Here is an 18,064-nt window from a genome sequence, read left to right as displayed (position 1 = left end):
CTATTATAAATAAAAAAATTGAATATAAAAAAATATAAAATAATCATCATCTCAGCCTTTTCAGTTGTGATTGCGGTATCAGCTATTGCAGTCTTTTACTTGGTGAAATATTTCACTTTTCAAAAAGAGGCTTCAGCCATAATTGCAGAAAATAAAGGCAGAATAAAGAAATATGAGTATCTTCTGGATAATTATACACTGATTTCCCTGAATACTATTTTTTACGGTTCTGCCGACTATAAAGGAAAGGAAGATGCCAGAAAGTTTACTGCATTCAGCCTTTATTATAAAGATAAATTTTATATAATTACTGCCGGGCACAGTATTGATTTTGATGATATGAAGTTTGAAAATTTCAGGATAAAGAAACAAAATAAAGATAGCTGGATTTATCCTGAATTATTATATTACAATAATGACTTTGAAGGTAATAATGATTTTGCCATCTTCAGGCATGAAAGTATCACCAAAGGGCTTTTCCCGGCCACAGATGATATTAATCCTGAATTTATACTCGGAAGTTCGATAATAAAGATTTTTGATAGCGATGCAAGAGCTGCATATGGCGAAAGTGGGAGTCCGGTGATTAACAGTGAGTGCAAAGTGGTGGGTGTTCTTATAAAAAGTACCGGTGAATATACTGATATAAAAAATGTCCTCAATGCTATTGACAGGCTGGATGAATGATTTTTTAAAGATAATAATTTTTTAAATCTAATATTATAAAGATAATAATATTAGATTTATGGATTATTTTTTGTTTTAATAAAGCAAGTAATAGTTAATTATAAAAGTTAATAAGTAAAATATCTTAATCGGAACTGAAACAAAGCTATGAAACTTGGCAGAGTCATAGGCAATGTTATTTCAACCATTAAGCATTCAAAACTTTCAGGGATAAAGCTTATGGTGGTAAAACCCGTAGATCCCTGCGGTAGAAAAAAATCCAGGCCTGTTATCCTGGCGGATTATCTTAACACAGCTGTTGGAAATACTGTATTCTGGATAGGGGACGGTTCTACGATATGTAAGGTATTTGGCATGAGAAGTATTCCTGTAAGAGGAAGCATAGTGGGAATAATCGACAACATAGATATAAAAGACAATATGAAAAAGAGTATGGATTCGGAAGGCTGATTTGAAACTTGTAAAAGTAATAGGAAGCATAACTTCGACAATCAAGGACAGTACGCTTAAAGGTTTCAAATTAATGCTTGTTCAGGCAGTTGACCCTGACCTGAACGACAGAGATGATTTTTTTGTGGCGGTGGATACAATAGGGCTGGGTACAGGGGAAATTGCTCTTATCGTAACCGGAAGTGCTGCTAAAAGAACGGATATGACAAGGCATAAAAATGTGGATTCAGCCATAGTGGCAAAAGTTGCAAGAATAGATCTTGAAAGTTCAGTAATTGAGAGCTGATTATAAAAAAACTGATATAATAAGTATTTAAAAAATATTATATTTGCAGGGGAACTTATGGAATTAAGTCCTGTTGAAAAAATTAAAAATGCAGGTGTTGTGGGAGCTGGTGGAGCCGGATTTCCTACTTATGTAAAGCTGAGCTCGAAAGTCGATACGATTATTGTTAACGGTGTTGAATGCGAACCTCTTATCCATGTAGACAAGCAGCTTATTGAAAAAGATCTGGAAAGGATGTACAGGGGTCTTAAAATTGCCGCACAAGTAACCGGAGCCAAAAGGCTTATAGTTGCTCTTAAGCATAAAAACAAAGAAGCACTTGAAAATCTTGAGAATTTCCATCAGAAATATAATGATTTTGAGATTTTTACTCTTGACAATTTCTATCCTGCGGGAGACGAACAGGTACTTGTAAACGAAGTTACCGGGCAAATAGTTCCTGAAGGAGGCATCCCTCTTAATGTAGGGGCAGTAGTTATAAATGTGGAAACACTTATCAATGTTGCAGAAGCTATTAATGGCCAAAATGTTATATATAAATTTGTAACAGTAAATGGGGAAGTTGCAAATCCGGGAACATTCAAAGTCCCGGTAGGCACCCCTATATCAGTTTTGATCAATGCTTGCGGCGGTACTGCCTCCAATAGTGTTAAAGCGATAGATGGAGGTCCTATGACGGGCAGGCTTGTTGATATTGCAACTCATGCAGTTACAAAGACAACAAAAGCCATACTTGTCCTTCCGGAAGATAATATAGTAATAGTTCAGAAAAGCAGGCAGATATCCGTACAAATGAAAAGAGCTCAGGCAATATGTCTCAGCTGCAGAATGTGTACCGATCTTTGTCCGAGATATCTTCTTGGTCATGATCTTTTTCCTGATGAATTAATGAAAAGAATGTATAAAAAAGAAATCACACCTGAAAATATTGCAAATTTTGATTATGCTTACCTTTGCTGCGATTGCGGATTGTGTGAACTTTACAGCTGTGTTGTAGATCTTTCTGCACGTTCAATATTTAATTATCTTAAAACGGAACTGGGTAAAGCAGGGATAAAAAATCCTCATAACAGGAGCGACCTTGAAGTAAATGAATTTAAGGAAGTAAGAAAAGTACCGGTCTCCAGGCTGATTAAAAGACTGGAGATAGACAGATATGCAAGTCATGCAGAACTGACTGATTTTGACGCGGGTTTAGTAACGGAAGTTAAACTTTTTCTTTCTCAGCATGTCGGAACTCCTGCCGTACCGGTTGTCGGGGAAGGAGATGCTGTAACTGAAGGCATGGTCATTGCCGGTATTCCTGAAGAAAAACTGGGAGCAAATATCCATGCTTCCATAAGCGGAAAAGTAAAACAGGTTAGTGACAAATATATTATAATTACCAGATAAAAAACATCAATCGGATTATCGTGATAAACATATTTATTAATATTTAGCCTTAATATTTAGCCCGGATAATGAGCACCGGCTGTAAACACCGGGTTTCAACAGCATGGATAATTCTTAAAAGATATGGAAAAAGAAAGCAATCTTGCCGTAATTGAATTTAAAAGCATAGCCAAAGGGCTTTATGTAACAGATGCCATGCTTAAAGTTGCTGATGTCAGGCTTGTTCTTGCCTCTTCGCTCTGTCCCGGCAAATACCTTACAATTGTTGAAGGCGAAACCAGTGCGATAGACAGCTCACTTAAGACAGCTGACGAAATAGGGGGCATGCATGTATATAGCTCAGAAGTGCTTAATGCTATAAATCCCAAGGTTATAGATGCAATCAGCGGCAAGATGGGCGAACATAGCCTGGAAACAATAGCCATAATAGAGAGCATGCAGATTGCAAGCCTTATCAGTTCAGCTGATGATGTTTCCGATGCTGTTCCTATTGAGTTTGTTGATTTCAGACTTGCAAGAGGTTGCGGTGTAAACAGTTTTTATATTTTTGCCGGCGAGTATTCTTCAGTTGAAGAAGGGGCTCTTAGGGCAGTTCAGATTCTTAAAGAAAAAGGGGCGTTACTTGCATACAGAGTTATTGCCGGTCCGGACAGAGAGATATTTAGACGGATCAAGACATCTCTGTGCAGATGCTGATTAATCCATTTTTAAATTTTAAAGGAAATTGGAATATATAATCCTTAAAAGACTTGCTTTAAAAAATAATATCATCAAGACAGCGTTTATATTGACAAAAATTACAACATTAACGATAATGTAAAAATATTTTTAGAAATTAAAATGATTTCATGGTTGAAATTATGAAATTTATAAAGGATGCATTGCTGATATTGCGTAATTTTTAAAAAAATAATTAAGTTGTTATAATATAAATTTAATAGGTATCTATTATAAAAGAAGGAGAAAAAGAGATGAAAAAAATACTAGCATTAATGCTGGGCATTGTACTTGCAGTTGCATTGTTTGCTGGTTGTAAAGTAGCAGCCGAGACAACAGCGGCAGCGGAAACAACAGCGGCAGCAGCAGAGACAACAGCCGCAGCAGCCGAGACAACAGCGGCAGCCTCCGAAGTAAATCCCGGAGATATTACTTTTGGTAACCTGGCATGGTCTACTGCAGACGAATGGAATGCCTGGGGAATTGACGCCTGGAAATGGAAAGCTGAAAAAATAGGAGTTAAAGTAGAAGTTCTTGATTGTCAGAAAGATCCTGAAGAGCAGATAACACAGGCTCAAGACTTCATAAATAAAGGTATTGACGGAATATCTATATTCCCCAGCTCTCCCGACGTTGCAGCTACAATTACCCGTATGTGTAATGAAGCCGGTATTCCTATCGCAATTGAAAACATCTTCCTTCCTGAAGATGGAAGTGCCGGCGAAGTAGTTGGACAGGTTGCATGCAGATATGGTGATATCGGTTATGCCGCTATTGAATATGCGGCAAAAACATGGCCAGGATGCAAACTGCTGTATGTTCACGGCGGTCCTGGTGTTGGTGTTTACGAAGACTATAAAGTTGGCGTAGACAAAGCGCTTGAAGACTATAAAGACAAGGTTGAAATGGTTGGTCTGGTTAATGGTAACTGGGAAACAGAAGCTTCTTATAATGTAACCACTGATTTTATCAATGCCGGAACATCTGATTTTGATGTTGTATTTGCCAATAATGACCTTCAGGCAGTTGGCGTACACAATGCTCTTAAAGAAAATGGTATGGAAAACATACCTATCCTTTCGACAGGTGGTTCCCTGCAGGGTTATGAGATGGTAATGAACGGTATCCAGGCAGCCAACATGACTGCTCCTGTAAATATTCAGGGCATCATGGTATTCGACTTCCTCTGGGATTTTGTTAGCGGTGCTGGCGTGAAAAATCCTAATGTTCCACTTCCAGTTATTCCGGTTGGCAAGGATAATATAAAAGACTGGATTTCCTGGGATAACCATGAAGCAGCTCAGGCTTATATTGATGCAAACTATTAAAATTTAGATTAAATTTTTCAGGGTACTGCGCCAGCAGTATCCTGAAAAATATCTTTGGAATTTTTAATAAGTAAATGTTTGGTGGTTAATGCATGAACAATTCAAATAATCCTATTGTAAGATTGGATCAAATAGTAAAAACATTTTTTGGGGTTAAAGCCTTAAACAAAATGTCTTTTGATCTTTATCCGGGCGAGATACACGGCCTGGTTGGAGAAAACGGTGCAGGAAAATCAACATTGATGAAAGTATTGTCCGGTGCTCATCCTCCGGACAGTGGAGAGATAGAAGTATATGGCAAAGTCTATAATTACATGACTGCAGAACTCTCTCACAGACTTGGTATAAGTATAATTTATCAGGAAAGCCTTTTAGTGCCATGGATGAATGTATACGAGAATGTATATGTCGGCCAGGAAATATCCAGAGGCGGATTTGTTAATTTCAGCAAGGAAAAAGAAAAGACCGTTAAGCTATGCAAAGAACTGGGCCATGAAAATCTGAACATAAATAAAAAAATAAATGAGCTTAGCATAGCAGAACAGCAGTATGTAAAAATTATAAAAGCGTTATCCACAGACCCCAAAATACTCATAATGGATGAACCTACATCTATGTTTAATGTAGAAGATGCTAAAAGGCTGTTAAATATGGTAAGAACTATTGCAGCAAAAGGAGTAAGCATCATATATATTTCCCATTCTTTAAAAGAAGTAGTAAGCATAGCAGACAGAATAACCGTTATCCGTGATGGTTTATCAATAAACACCTATGACAATTCAGATAAAAATTCGGATATCAATAAAATAGTAAATGACATGGTGGGTCGTCCTGTATCTGCTTTCTACAAGCGGGAAGAACACGAAATAGGAGATGTGGAGTTTGAAGTCAAGGATCTGATAATCGAGCGGAACGGAGAACCGGTTAATTTTAATATACGCCGCGGCGAAGTAATGGGATTTGCAGGCATGGTTGGTTCAGGTAGAACTGAAATTGCAAATGCTATTGTGGGAGCAAGTCGTAAGTATGGCGGCAAGATAATTTTTAAAGGTAAAGAACTAAATATAAGGTATCCCTCAGATAGCATAAAGAACAAGATAGGTTATATTACTGAGGACAGGCAGAGACTTGGCCTTATGCTGGGCGCCTCTGTGGTTGAAAATCTCACCGTAGTAGGCTTGCAAAACAAAATAAGACGATTCTTTGTTAATATTAAAAAATTTATACCCCTGATAGCTAATATAGTAAAAGTGCTTAATATAAGAATTGCATCACCGATGCAGGAAGTAAAGAACTTATCTGGCGGCAATCAGCAGAAGGTGGTATTAGGCAAATGGCTATTTACAGAACCTGATATGTTTATTTTTGATGAGCCGACCCGGGGAATAGACGTAAATGCCAAATCTGAGTTTTATAAATATATATCAGAATTGGCTGCTCAGGGAAAAGTAATAATGATGATATCATCTGATATGCCTGAACTTATTTCTATGAGCGACAGGGTGGCAGTAGTCCGGAAAGGAAAGATTATTAAGATTCTGGAACGCTCTGAGATTTCCGAGAATTCCATTATTAGATATGCATTGGAGGTAGATAAGGATGAATAGTGAGAACAAAGTTGCATTGGCAAATAACAAAAATTATAAGTCACTTTTTCGAGACCAGAGAGTCTTGCTTGGAGTTATCATTATAATAATTATAATTGCTGTCAGCATAGTGAACAAAAATTTTTTGAAACCTGCTAATATTCTCTCACTATTGCAGCAGATTTCTGTTTTGGGACTACTGACCATGGGTATGGCAAAGCTTATGCTTTCAGGAGGCATAGACCTGTCAATAGGAAATATAATGATTTTATCCTGCTGTGTTATGTCGGTTCTGATAAGCGGAGGACGTACCACGCTTGCATCAGGAGCGACCGCAGAGGATATAGGGAATACAGTGGGACTAACATCAGTTCCTGTGGCAATAATCATCGGCATGCTTGTAGCTATAGCGGCAGGCGCCTTAAATGGTTTGATAGTTTCAAAGACCAAAACAATGCCTTTGATTATTACTCTTGGCATGAGCAGCGTGTATTATGGAATCGCACTTATTATAACAGGCGGAGCGTTTCATTCCTTTATGCTGGCATTTGAAGGTCTTAGAGTTGCAAGGATCGGCAATGTAATACCTATGACTCTTATTATATTCTTTATTATGGTGATAGTAGCATTTGTTTTGGTGAACAGAACCAAATTCGGGCGCAGAATAGTGGCCATTGGAGGAAATGAAGCTGTTGCTTTTCTGTCAGGTATCAATGTGGACAGGCATAAGATAATAACCTATACAATAAGTGGATTTTTCTGCGGAATTGCAGCTATTCTTTATGCAACCCGACTAAACTCTGTGACCGCCGGCGGCGGTGCCGGATATGAACTTAATGCGCTGACTGCCTGTGTGGTAGGCGGTATTACTTTTGATGGCGGAAAAGGTTCCATAGCGGGAGCATTTCTTGGTGTTTTCTTTATGGGCCTTATAAATAATGTTATGAATATTCTATCTATTGACTCTTATTATCAGACAATGATATCCGGCTTGATAATAGTTGTTGCAGTTATATTAAGCAATCTGAACAGAATGAGAAGAGAATAAAACAATTTTTAATTATCATAACAGGTAATTATAAACTTATTTTATAATAATATATAAGATATGGACATTTTCTAAAATATATTGGGGGATGATGGAAATGAAAAAATCTGCCAGCTTTTTTACTTTCAGCCAGGATGTGGATTATAGGGAAGCAATGGAAGAATCCAAAAAAGCGGGTTATGACGGAGTTGAATTTGTGCTTACAGAGTCAGATGGCCAAATCAATATGAAGACTACAGATAAAGAGGTAAGTAACCTTAAAAAGTATGCAACTGATCTTGGTCTTGAAATAAGCTCTGTAGGAGCCTGGAATTTATGGGAATATAATCTGGTTTCTGATGATAAATCTATTGCCGGTCATGCTAAAGATATAATCAAAAAACAGATAGATGTATCACAAATATGCGGTGCAGACACTATACTGGTTGTCCCGGGTTATGTGGGAACACCTTTTGCACCGGGTATTGTCCGATATGATTATGCTTATCAGCGTGCACAGGAAGCAATAAGCGAACTGGCACCATATGCAGAGGCTGCCAAGGTGGCTATCGGCATTGAGAACGTATGGAATAAATTTTTACTTTCACCGATTGAAGTAAAAAGGTTTCTGGATGAAATCAATTCCCCGTATGTCGGCGCATATTTTGATGTGGGAAATATAATTTATATAGGATATCCGGATCAGTGGATTCAGATACTGGGCAAGAAATACATTAAAAAACTGCATTTTTGCGATTGTCGTGCTGATCAGTGCGGATTGGGAATGTTTGTAGATCTTTTGGAAGGTGATGTAGATTTTGTAAAAGTCATGCATGCCCTGAGGGATATTGAATATGACGACTGGATAGTAGTTGAATTTCTGCCTAATTATAAGACTTTTCCTTATCAGTCAATAATCAATGCCAGGTATTCGCTTGAGACCATATTATCTATAAAATAAACTGAAAGTTTATAATTTGCCGGCAGGCGTAAATCTATCATCAGATTTTACAAGTTTATCATCTGATGATAGAATGTCTTAACCATAGTACCGGTAATTCTAATTATTTATCAAGGCCTGTAAATATTGGTAATTTTTTTTAATTTGTGATTATGCTGTAATATTTTGCCATATTTTACAGGCTTTTTTAATCTTGTAATATTGTAAATATCCTTGATTTAATGTAATTTAGTGCAATAGTCATATATCAGACATTAATATATTAAAACAAGTCTTGCCGAAAGGATTTAAATGGCTGAAAAAACCGAAAGGGAATTAAGAGCCGAAATAGTTGAAGTATGCTTAAAAATTTATAACAATGGCTGGGTTGCAGCAAATGATGGAAATGTTTCAGCTATGATAGATGATAATCATGCCATTTGTACTCCCACAGGAATAAGCAAGGGAAAAATAACCACAGACATGCTTATAAAGGTTGATATGGATGGGAATATGATAGAAGGTGAGAAAGAATTAAAGCCTTCTTCAGAAATAAAAATGCATCTTGACATACTGAAAAACAAGCCGGGCGTTACCTCGGTAGTTCATGCCCATCCACCTTATTCCACTGCTTATGCTGTAGCAGGAATTCCGCTTGACCAATGCATACTTCCGGAAATCGTGATTTCTCTAGGGCACATACCTCTGACAAAATACGGCACTCCCTCAACATTTGAGATTCCTGACAGTGTAAGAGAACATCTAAAGGAAAATTTTGTTTTTCTTCTTGAAAACCATGGCGCTCTTTCCACGGGTGAAAACGTTTTTCAGGCATATTACAGAATGGAGAGCATGGAGCTTTTTGCAAAAATTGATTCGATTGCCCGCAGCCTTGGCAATGTTAACAGTATTTCTGAAGGAAATGTAAAAAAGCTGTTAAAACTGAGAACTCAGTGGGGGATGGATACCGAAAATTTTTCAGGCTGCAGAATAGGCGACAGGCTGATGAACTATTCCAATCTGGAAAATGGTTCGGATCCAGAAAATAATAATAAGAACAGGGTTGCCGATTATAATTTATTACAGGATAATGATAAAATTATATTAACCAGAAAAGAGTTGCAGGACATAATTGAATCAACTGTTAAAAGTATCCTTAGAGAAATAAACAGATGAGACAGGAACTGTAATCAAAACCTGATAATTTATAATTATTAAAAAATTAAGCAAACAGATAAGGAGTAAAAATGTTAGGTGAAGCAATAGGATTAATTGAGACCAGAGGACTTGTTGCGTCAATCGAAGCTGCAGATGCAATGGTTAAAGCTGCCAACGTGACTCTTATGGGTCAGGAAAGAATAGGAAGCGCATATATTACAGTAATTGTAAAAGGCGATGTAGGCGCAGTAAAAGCAGCAGTTGATGCAGGCGCTGCAGCTGCAAAAAGGGTCGGAGAACTTATTTCTGTTCATATTATACCTAGGCCTCATCAGGAACTGGGACTTATACTTCCACAGGAATAATCGCGGGCGCGCAAATATTATAAACCTGAATATTAACCAGAGAGGTATCTAAAGTGGATACGGAAAAATTAATTCAAGAGGTTGTCCGAAAAGTAGTGGAAAAACTTAACAATGGACTGAGCACGTCTGCCGCTTATTCAGCAGAAAGCCGTATGGAGGCAGGAACAGACAGCAGGGCAGGCTCTGCAATAAAAAATGATGCTGAAAAAAAGCTTGTATGCAGCATTTCAGTCAAGCATGTCCACCTTTGCAGGGAACATCTTGACATACTTTATGGCAAAGACTATGAGCCTACTATTCTGAAGGAACTTTATCAGCCGAATAATTATGCCTATAAAGAAACAGTAACTCTTGTAGGTCCGAAGCTCAATGCAATACAGAATGTGAGGATACTGGGTCCCTTAAGAGATAAATCCCAGGTTGAACTTGCGAAAACAGACTGCATAATCCTTGGGATTGATGCACCTGTAAGGCCGTCAGGAAAGCTTGAAGGAACTTCGCCTATAGTTCTTATAGGGCCGAAAGGCGCTGTATACCTTTCTGAAGGTGTCATAAGAGCAAACAGGCACATTCATCTTAGTGCGGAAGATGCAGAGTACTACGGGATAAAGGATAATGATGAAGTTGATGTAAGGGTACCGGGGCCAAAGGGACTGACATTTAATAATGTCCAGGTCAGGGTCAGCAAGGATTTTAAATCGGAAATGCACATTGATACTGATGACGGTAATGCTGCTGATGTTGTAAACGGTTCACTTGTGGAAATTGTCAATGCAGCATGTATTACGCCTATCGGACCGTCAACCATGGCCGACATAAGCAAAATACCTCCTCAGATTCCGGATAACAGCATTTCGGGGGAAATCACTGATCCGAACATGATTGCAAACATAAGCAATTCTTTTGAAAAAGGCATAAGCGGCGGCAATAGCGACAGTGTTTCTGCCAGCCATGAAAGACCACTGACTCTTGCAAAAACCACAAAGACAATTATTACTGTTGATGATCTTGATAGTTTTGCCACATCAGGCATAAAGCTTGGTCCGGGTGTGATTCTTACACCGCTTGCAAGAGATGAAGCTGTCGTTCGTGGTATAAGAATATTTGAATAAATACTTTTTTAGACCTATCGGGAGGTATAAGTGAATATAGATGAAAAATTAATAGAGCAGATTGTCAGGAATGTTGTAAATAATATTGTTTCTCCCAGCTCTGCGGGTTCAGCCGGTCAGGCTCAGCAACAGCCGGCCGGAGGTCCTTTGTTTGACACAATAGAGGAAGCCATAGCATCTGCAAAGATAGCCCAGAAACAATGGGTGGAGGGCGGAAAAGATATAAGATTCGGCGTTGTTGAAAATATCAGAAAAGCCGCACTTGCAAATGCAGAAAAATGGGCTAAAGCAGCAGTGGCTGAAACCGGAATGGGAAGAGTTGAGGACAAAATAATTAAAAATATTGTTGCTGCCGAGAGATCGCTGGGTCCTGAAGATCTTGAAATCAAAAGCTTCAGCAGGTGCTGTAATGATAATGGTTCCCTGACGGTTGATATGGCTCCATACGGTGTCATAGCTGCAATAACTCCGATGACCAATCCGGCACCCATGGTTATAAATAATACAATTATAATGATTTCGGCAGGAAATTCTGTTGTTTATCTTCCGCATCCTTCAGCAATTAAAGTTACTCTGGATTCTCTTTTGGTGGTTCATGATGCCATAGTTGCGGCCGGAGGGCCAAGAAATCTTATTACTTCAACAAAGACACCAAATATAGATAATGCAAAGATTGCCATGTCTCACAAAGATGTAAACCTTATCTGTGCCACCGGAGGCCCGGCAATAGTTGATATAGCTATGAGGAGCGGGAAAAAAGTGCTTGGTGCAGGACCGGGTAATCCGCCGGCTGTGGTTGACGATACTGCAGACATAGCAAGAGCTGCCAGGGAAATAATACACGGAGCTTCTTTTGACAACAATATTCTTTGCAATGAAGAGAAAATCCTTATATGCATGAGAGCTGTTGCAGACAAGCTCATTAGCGAACTTGGCAAAGGCAATTGCTATATGCTTAATAATGATGAAGCTCAAAGAGTTACAAATCTTGTAGTTAAAAATGGCGAAATAGACAAGAAATTAATGGGAAAAGACTGTGCAGTGATATTAAAACAGGCGGGAATAAATGTCAGGGATGACTTAAGGCTTGCCGTTTTTGTTACCAATGATGAAATGCATCCACTTGTTCAGCACGAACAACTTATGCCGGTACTTCCCATGCTTATAGTTGACACATTTGAAGAAGCTGTAAGAATGGCCTGCAGGGTTGAGCATAATTTCAAACACACAGCCATGATTCATTCAACCAATATTGAAAGGATCACTTACTTTGCACAGGAAATCAATACTACGACAGTGCAGGTAAATGGTTCATCCCAGAGATCCGGAGGAGATCTTAATAATGGCGGAACTTCCTGGACAATTGCAGGCGCAACAGGAGAAGGATGTACAACTCCAAGATCCTTTACAAGGCAGAGAAGACTCTCAATATACGGTTCTATGAACTTTGTAAAATAATTATTAATTAAATTTATTCCGGTTTTTGGAAGGAGAAATAAAATATGAACGGTGAAGCAATAGGTTTGATAGAAACAAAAGGCTTGGTTGGCGGCGTTGAAGCTTCAGATGCCATGGTTAAGTCTGCGAATGTAATCCTGATCTCAAAAGCATATGTTGGAAGCGGAATTGTTACCATCGTATGCCAGGGAGAAGTTGCTGCGGTGAAATCTGCCGTGGATGCAGGAGCAGTAGCTGCAAAAAGAGTCTCTGAGGTACTGGCTACACATGTTATTCCAAGACCGCACCCTGAGCTTGAAAAAATCCTTTCAGGCAGATGTGTAAGATCCGGAAGGGGCACTTTCCCCAAATCAAAAAGACAGAAACCGGCTGGAGCTGTTGCAAAAGCAGAACAGCAGCCAAAAGGTTCAGCCGGAAAAAAGACAGGAAAATAAATTGTTTTTTTAATTTTGTTTAAAAGGTAAAAATATGGAAAGCTCAGTTGGTGTTGTAGAGTTCAGGAGTATAGCTGTCGGAATATCATCGGTTGATATAATAGTCAAAGCTTCAAATGTCAGCATTGTTGATGCAAAAACAATATGCCCCGGCAAATATTATATAGTTTTTACCGGCGGTGCAGCTGATGTTGAAAACTCGTATAAAACTATTATGGATAAAAATGATGATTTTATTATTGATGGCTGTACAATTATGAATATTTATCCCCAGCTTCTTGCAGCCCTTACACAGACTTCAAATATAAGCGAATTAAACGCAATAGGTGTAATAGAAACACTTACATCACCATCAATTTTTATTGCAGCTGATTCTGCAGTGAAAGCTTCAGATGTTGATCTGGTGGAAATCAGAATTGCAAGAGCTCTTGGCGGGAAAAATTTTTGTGTCATAAACGGTGATATTTCTTCAGTAAAAGAATCTGTCATGACCGGAATAAAACATGCAAGGGAAAAAGATTTTCTTGTCGACTACCAAATAATAGCATCACCCCATCCTGATCTTTACAGGGCAATATTATAAGAGCTATCCGGAAAAATAAATATGAATATCTTATAAATTTTAAGGATGGCAAATGAAGTTCAAACTTAATTACGGTTATGATGGTCTTGAAATAGAAGTAAAAGATAGCAACGTTTTTGATATTGCTGAGAGCAGGAATGCAGATGTGGTAAAGTCTCCCGTAAAAGCATTAAAAGAAAGTTTTAGAAATCCTATCGGAACAAATCCCCTCAGTGAAAAAATTTCAACAGCTGGCAGAATATGTATAGTTATTTCTGATTCAACAAGAGCTGTTCCTACAAAAATAATTCTTGAAGCGCTACTTTCAGAGATGGAAAACTGTTCAATAAAAAAAGAGCAGATAACGATACTTATCGCAACAGGTCTTCACAGGCCTAACCTGGGGAGTGAGCTTGAAAATCTTGTTGGCAGGGAAATAATGGATAATTACAAAATCGTTAATCACTATGCCAGAGACAGACAGGCTTGCAAAATGATAGGAAATACCAGAAGGGGTACACCTGTAATAATTAACAAAACGTATCTTGAAGCTGACTTTAGAATCCTTACCGGACTTATTGAACCTCATTTTATGGCAGGATTCTCGGGTGGAAGAAAAGCAATATGTCCCGGAATAAGCTATATGGATATGTTTAAGCATTTTCATGGCCCTGAAATACTTGAATCTCCTTTTGCCTCCAATGCTGTCCTTGAGAATAATCCATTTCATATGGAGTCCCTTGAGATAGCAAAAATGGCAGGAGTTGATTTTATTGTAAATGTAACAATTAATAAAAATAAAGAAATAACAGGAATATTCAGCGGAGATCTGGAAGCAGCATTTTATGAAGGTGCCGCATTCTGTAAGGAGTATAACAGTTATAAAATAAAGGGTGAAGCAGATATAGTAATCACCTCCGGAGGCGGTCTGCCGCTGGATGCTACATTATATCAGGCGGTAAAAGGTATGGTAGCTGCAATGCCTGCGGTAAAAAAAGACGGAATGATAATAATTGCTTCCGAGTGTAATGAAGAGATAGGCAGCAAAGAATTTGTTGAGCTGGTGACAAACGAAAAAGATCTTGATGCTTTTATTGAAAAAATCAAAGATCCGGATTTTTTTGTAATTGATCAGTGGGAACTTGAAGAGCTTGCCAAAGCAAGGAAAAAGGCAGAGATTTATCTTTACAGCCCCTGTCTTTCTGCCTGCGCAAATAAAATACCTGATGGAACACTGAAACTTGTTCCTTCAGTAGAGGAAGCACTTGAAATAGGCTTTGAGAAATTTGGGAGAGATGCAAAAGTCACAATCATTCCTGAAGGACCTTATACTATTCCGATAAAATAGTTTTTTAAATATCCAATCAGATTTTTATTCCGGCTGCTTTTGAAGCGGCGGGTTTATAATAAGTTTTACTAAAAGATAAAACAGGGAATAAAAACGGCAAAAAATGCAAAATGAAAAAATAGCCATAGAGATTGAACCGATAGGTAAAAGGTTTAATCTCGACAGGCCTGCAAACATGCTTGATGCCATAAGAAATGCAGGCATCGGAATAAAATCAGTCTGTTCAGGAAAAGGGACTTGTGGAAAATGCAGGATAATAATCACCGGAGGAACTGTCCCTGAGGCTACCGATTCAGAGAGAAGGATTCTTGCCAAAGATGAAATCGCTCATGGAGTAAGACTGGCATGCCAGCATGACTTCATGGAAAATACTTCTGCATACATACCGGCTTCTTCTTTAAGCGAAGAACAGAAGCTTCAGATAACCGGCCAGGAAAAAAGCATAAAAGTTGAACAGATCGTAAAAAAATATTTCCTGAAACTTGAGAGGGCAACTCTTGAAGATGTAAAAGCTGATTTTAACAGAATCAGGGACACCCTGTTTTCGGTATATTCCGTCAGGGCAGACTGCATTGATTATGAAGTACTGAAAAAAATGCCGGAAATAATCAGAAAAAACAGATGGGAGATTACTGCAGCGGTAAGGAAAAATGAAATAGTAAATATTGAGCCGGGCGACACTACCGGTAAAAATTATGGTATAGCCATTGATCTTGGAACCACAAAAATAGCAGCTCTCCTTGTCGATCTCATTACCGGAAAAACAATCGATAAAAAGGGAGTCATGAATCCGCAGATAGGTTATGGTGAAGATGTTATGAGCAGGATTAATTTTGCTTCAGAAAGTACTGAAAACCTGATAAAAACAAAGAAAACCGTAACTGATTCCATTAATTTCCTGATAAGTGGGCTTTGCAAAAATAATGGACTGGAAAGCGTGGAAATATCGGAAGTAACACTGGTTGGAAATACAGCCATGCACCATCTTTTTCTGGGTCTTCCGGTAAAACAGCTTGGACTATCGCCTTTCCCGGCCTTAACCAGTGATTCCCTGGAAATAAAAGCAAGAGAACTTGGTATAGAAATTTCAACCGGAGGATATATTTATCTTATTCCTGTAGTTGCGGGCTTTATAGGTTCAGACCTTATTGCAATGGTTCTGGCAACAGACCTGTATAAAATGAAAGGAAACTGCATAGGCATTGATATTGGCACAAATACAGAAATCGCTCTGGTTTCCAAAGGAAATCTTTACAGCGTTTCAACAGCATCCGGCCCTGCTTTTGAGGGGGCGCACATAAGATATGGAATGAGAGCTGCTCCGGGAGCAATAGAAAGAGTAATCATTGACAGCAATGACTGCAAGCCCAGAATTCAGACCATTGACGATAAGAAGCCTGTGGGCATCTGTGGTTCGGGAATCCTGGATGCAGTGGCAGAGCTATTGAAGGCCGGCATTATTAACAGCCATGGAAAATTTGATAAAGAGAACAGATGCATTTGTATTGACAGTTTGGGAAATGCCCGGTACGTTCTTTTACCTGATTACTATGATGATAATGACGAAACCTGTCCGTCGGAAGATCTTATATCCATAAACCAGAAGGACATTGTTGAAATCCAGCTTGCAAAAGGAGCTATGCGTACAGGTATAGAGATACTTCTTGAATATGCCGGAATAGATTTCAGGGATATAGATAAAATAATAATAGCAGGTGCATTCGGTTCCTATATAGATCCGAAAAATGTAATTAATATAGGTATGTTCCCAAATATTCCGCTGAAGAAAATAAGCCAGGTAGGAAATGCTGCCAGTACCGGAGCGAAAATGGTGCTGATTTCAGAAAAACAAAGAAAAACGGCAGAAGACATAGGAAAGAAAATCAGATACCTTGAACTTAATGTGTTCCCTTCTTTTTCAGAACATTTTGCACAAAGTGTACAATTTCCGAAATCAGAGGAAATAATATAAATCAGATTTAAATATTGATAAAGAAAGGCAGTTTTGAATCAGGATAATTTTAGAAGTGAAAAGAAGTTATTTATAAAAATAATAATACCTTTAATGCTCACAGTCTTTTTATTATCGGTTTTTGTCAATTACGGATGTAAAAAATCAGAAAAAACAAACAATACATCTGAGGCGGCTTCATTGCAGACAAGCACTACTGTTTTCAGTAAATTTTTAAATGTCGGCATTGATGCGACCTTTCCTCCTTTTGCATATCTGCAGGGTGAAGAAATAGTAGGTTTTGATGTGGATCTTGCCGGAGAGATAGCAAAAAGACTTGAAAAAGAATTAAAAATAACTCAGATGTCTTATAACGAGATTTATGAGAAAATAAATGAGCCTGAAATAGATATAATAATATCAGCAATAATTCCAAACCAGGAAAAATCAAAAACAGCTGATTTTTCGGATCCTTACTATACTCTTGAATATACATTGATTACGCTTACAACAAGCAAACTGGCAATAGGCAATGATTTTATATCAAAAAAAATAGGTATAATAAAATCAGAAATTGAAAATCTTGACCCGGAATTTCTGCTTAATTACAGTGTGGGAAAATATGATGATGCTGTTGCGCTGATAAAAGCTCTTAAATCCCAGGAGGTGGACGGCATACTTATATCTGCACCCATAGGCATAAGAATCCTGAGAGATGATCCTGACTCTTATAAATTCATAGAGAAAATAAAATCAGAAGCAAGTTACTCGATAATTATTAAAAAGGGAACCGGTCTAACTGAAAGAATCAACGAGATACTTAAAGAAATAAATGCTGACGGGACTTTTCAGGAAATCTATAATGAATGGTTAAGAGAATAGGGGAAAATATAAAAAAGCAGCAAATAGTGGAACTGAAAATAATTCTTTTATTAAATTGTAAAAGATTCTTGAAATAAAAATCAAAATTATGTAATATTAGTTTCGGAGTAAGTCAACGCAGGCGTCCAATTCACGAATACTTACTCCAAATTTTTTTTGACGGGCATTTCAAAGAATTATTTTACTTCTTTTTTCTGCCAATGTTTTTTGTTTCCGATAAGTTCTTTAACAGACCTTTTGCCAAATTTTCAGGCTTTCCGGGAAATGATTGCTTTAATTAGGAATACTGATAGTCATCTGAATAAACACATCTCTGTAAATAATACACAATAATTAGATGACTTTTATATCAACTTCATATATATATAAAAAATATATAAT

At 37.9% G+C, this 18,064-nt stretch carries 17 protein-coding genes and 1 pseudogene; all 18 read left to right on the top strand.

Annotation, left to right across the window (positions count from 1 at the left end; all coding sequences use genetic code 11):
- Nucleotides 1-99 precede the first annotated feature (99 nt).
- The 18 genes and pseudogenes from GXZ93_02925 to GXZ93_02840 all read left to right on the top strand — a co-directional run bounded on the left by GXZ93_02925 (nt 100) and on the right by GXZ93_02840 (nt 17,683).
- Nucleotides 100-687, top strand: a complete 588-nt coding sequence (locus tag GXZ93_02925; GenBank protein ID HHT78736.1) for a trypsin-like peptidase domain-containing protein — start codon at nt 100-102, stop codon at nt 685-687.
- A gap of 147 nt (nt 688-834) precedes the next feature.
- Nucleotides 835-1,137 (top strand): annotated as a pseudogene (locus GXZ93_02920) (EutN/CcmL family microcompartment protein).
- Nucleotide 1,138: 1 nt separating this feature from the next.
- On the top strand, nt 1,139-1,423 hold the full coding sequence (locus GXZ93_02915; GenBank protein ID HHT78735.1) for a EutN/CcmL family microcompartment protein: 285 nt from the start codon (nt 1,139-1,141) through the stop codon (nt 1,421-1,423).
- A 57-nt stretch (nt 1,424-1,480) separates the two neighbouring features.
- The gene (locus GXZ93_02910) at nt 1,481-2,815 is read left to right on the top strand and encodes an electron transport complex protein RnfC (protein ID HHT78734.1); all 1,335 of its coding nucleotides are present in this window, start codon (nt 1,481-1,483) and stop codon (nt 2,813-2,815) included.
- A 123-nt stretch (nt 2,816-2,938) separates the two neighbouring features.
- Nucleotides 2,939-3,511 (top strand): BMC domain-containing protein, encoded by a 573-nt coding sequence (locus GXZ93_02905; GenBank protein HHT78733.1) that lies wholly within the window; start codon nt 2,939-2,941, stop codon nt 3,509-3,511.
- A 275-nt stretch (nt 3,512-3,786) separates the two neighbouring features.
- Nucleotides 3,787-4,860 carry a sugar ABC transporter substrate-binding protein gene (locus tag GXZ93_02900; GenBank protein ID HHT78732.1) on the top strand — a complete coding sequence of 358 codons (1,074 nt, stop codon included), beginning with the start codon at nt 3,787-3,789 and terminating at the stop codon, nt 4,858-4,860.
- 92 nt (nt 4,861-4,952) lie between these two features.
- Nucleotides 4,953-6,467 carry a sugar ABC transporter ATP-binding protein gene (locus GXZ93_02895; protein HHT78731.1) on the top strand — a complete coding sequence of 505 codons (1,515 nt, stop codon included), beginning with the start codon at nt 4,953-4,955 and terminating at the stop codon, nt 6,465-6,467.
- Nucleotides 6,460-7,494, top strand: a complete 1,035-nt coding sequence (locus GXZ93_02890; GenBank protein ID HHT78730.1) for an ABC transporter permease — start codon at nt 6,460-6,462, stop codon at nt 7,492-7,494. The genes GXZ93_02895 and GXZ93_02890 overlap by 8 nt, the downstream gene beginning before the upstream one ends.
- A 97-nt stretch (nt 7,495-7,591) precedes the next feature.
- Entirely contained in the window at nt 7,592-8,434 is an 843-nt protein-coding gene (locus tag GXZ93_02885) for a sugar phosphate isomerase/epimerase (protein HHT78729.1), read from the top strand.
- A 291-nt stretch (nt 8,435-8,725) separates the two neighbouring features.
- Nucleotides 8,726-9,589 (top strand): class II aldolase/adducin family protein, encoded by an 864-nt coding sequence (locus tag GXZ93_02880; protein HHT78728.1) that lies wholly within the window; start codon nt 8,726-8,728, stop codon nt 9,587-9,589.
- Between the two features lie 71 nt (nt 9,590-9,660).
- Nucleotides 9,661-9,936, top strand: a complete 276-nt coding sequence (locus GXZ93_02875; protein HHT78727.1) for a BMC domain-containing protein — start codon at nt 9,661-9,663, stop codon at nt 9,934-9,936.
- A 152-nt stretch (nt 9,937-10,088) separates the two neighbouring features.
- On the top strand, nt 10,089-11,048 hold the full coding sequence (locus GXZ93_02870; protein ID HHT78726.1) for a phosphate propanoyltransferase: 960 nt from the start codon (nt 10,089-10,091) through the stop codon (nt 11,046-11,048).
- A gap of 30 nt (nt 11,049-11,078) precedes the next feature.
- Complete coding sequence (locus GXZ93_02865) at nt 11,079-12,506, top strand: aldehyde dehydrogenase (GenBank protein ID HHT78725.1); 1,428 nt, start codon at nt 11,079-11,081, stop codon at nt 12,504-12,506.
- A 44-nt stretch (nt 12,507-12,550) separates the two neighbouring features.
- Nucleotides 12,551-12,940: a BMC domain-containing protein gene (locus GXZ93_02860; GenBank protein ID HHT78724.1), complete on the top strand. Its 390-nt coding sequence runs from the start codon at nt 12,551-12,553 to the stop codon at nt 12,938-12,940.
- A gap of 34 nt (nt 12,941-12,974) precedes the next feature.
- On the top strand, nt 12,975-13,523 hold the full coding sequence (locus GXZ93_02855) for a BMC domain-containing protein (protein HHT78723.1): 549 nt from the start codon (nt 12,975-12,977) through the stop codon (nt 13,521-13,523).
- A 52-nt stretch (nt 13,524-13,575) separates the two neighbouring features.
- Nucleotides 13,576-14,850, top strand: a complete 1,275-nt coding sequence (gene larA, locus GXZ93_02850) for a nickel-dependent lactate racemase (protein HHT78722.1) — start codon at nt 13,576-13,578, stop codon at nt 14,848-14,850.
- A 103-nt stretch (nt 14,851-14,953) separates the two neighbouring features.
- Nucleotides 14,954-16,822 carry a DUF4445 domain-containing protein gene (locus GXZ93_02845; GenBank protein HHT78721.1) on the top strand — a complete coding sequence of 623 codons (1,869 nt, stop codon included), beginning with the start codon at nt 14,954-14,956 and terminating at the stop codon, nt 16,820-16,822.
- 33 nt (nt 16,823-16,855) lie between these two features.
- Nucleotides 16,856-17,683 (top strand): amino acid ABC transporter substrate-binding protein, encoded by an 828-nt coding sequence (locus GXZ93_02840; GenBank protein ID HHT78720.1) that lies wholly within the window; start codon nt 16,856-16,858, stop codon nt 17,681-17,683.
- Nucleotides 17,684-18,064 lie beyond the last annotated feature (381 nt).

The sequence above is a fragment of the Actinomycetota bacterium genome, from assembly GCA_012837825.1.
Classification (GTDB): Bacteria; Actinomycetota; Humimicrobiia; order Humimicrobiales; family Humimicrobiaceae; genus Humimicrobium.
Note: the sequence above shows the minus strand (reverse complement) of the source record. Positions and strands in the feature narration are given on the sequence as shown.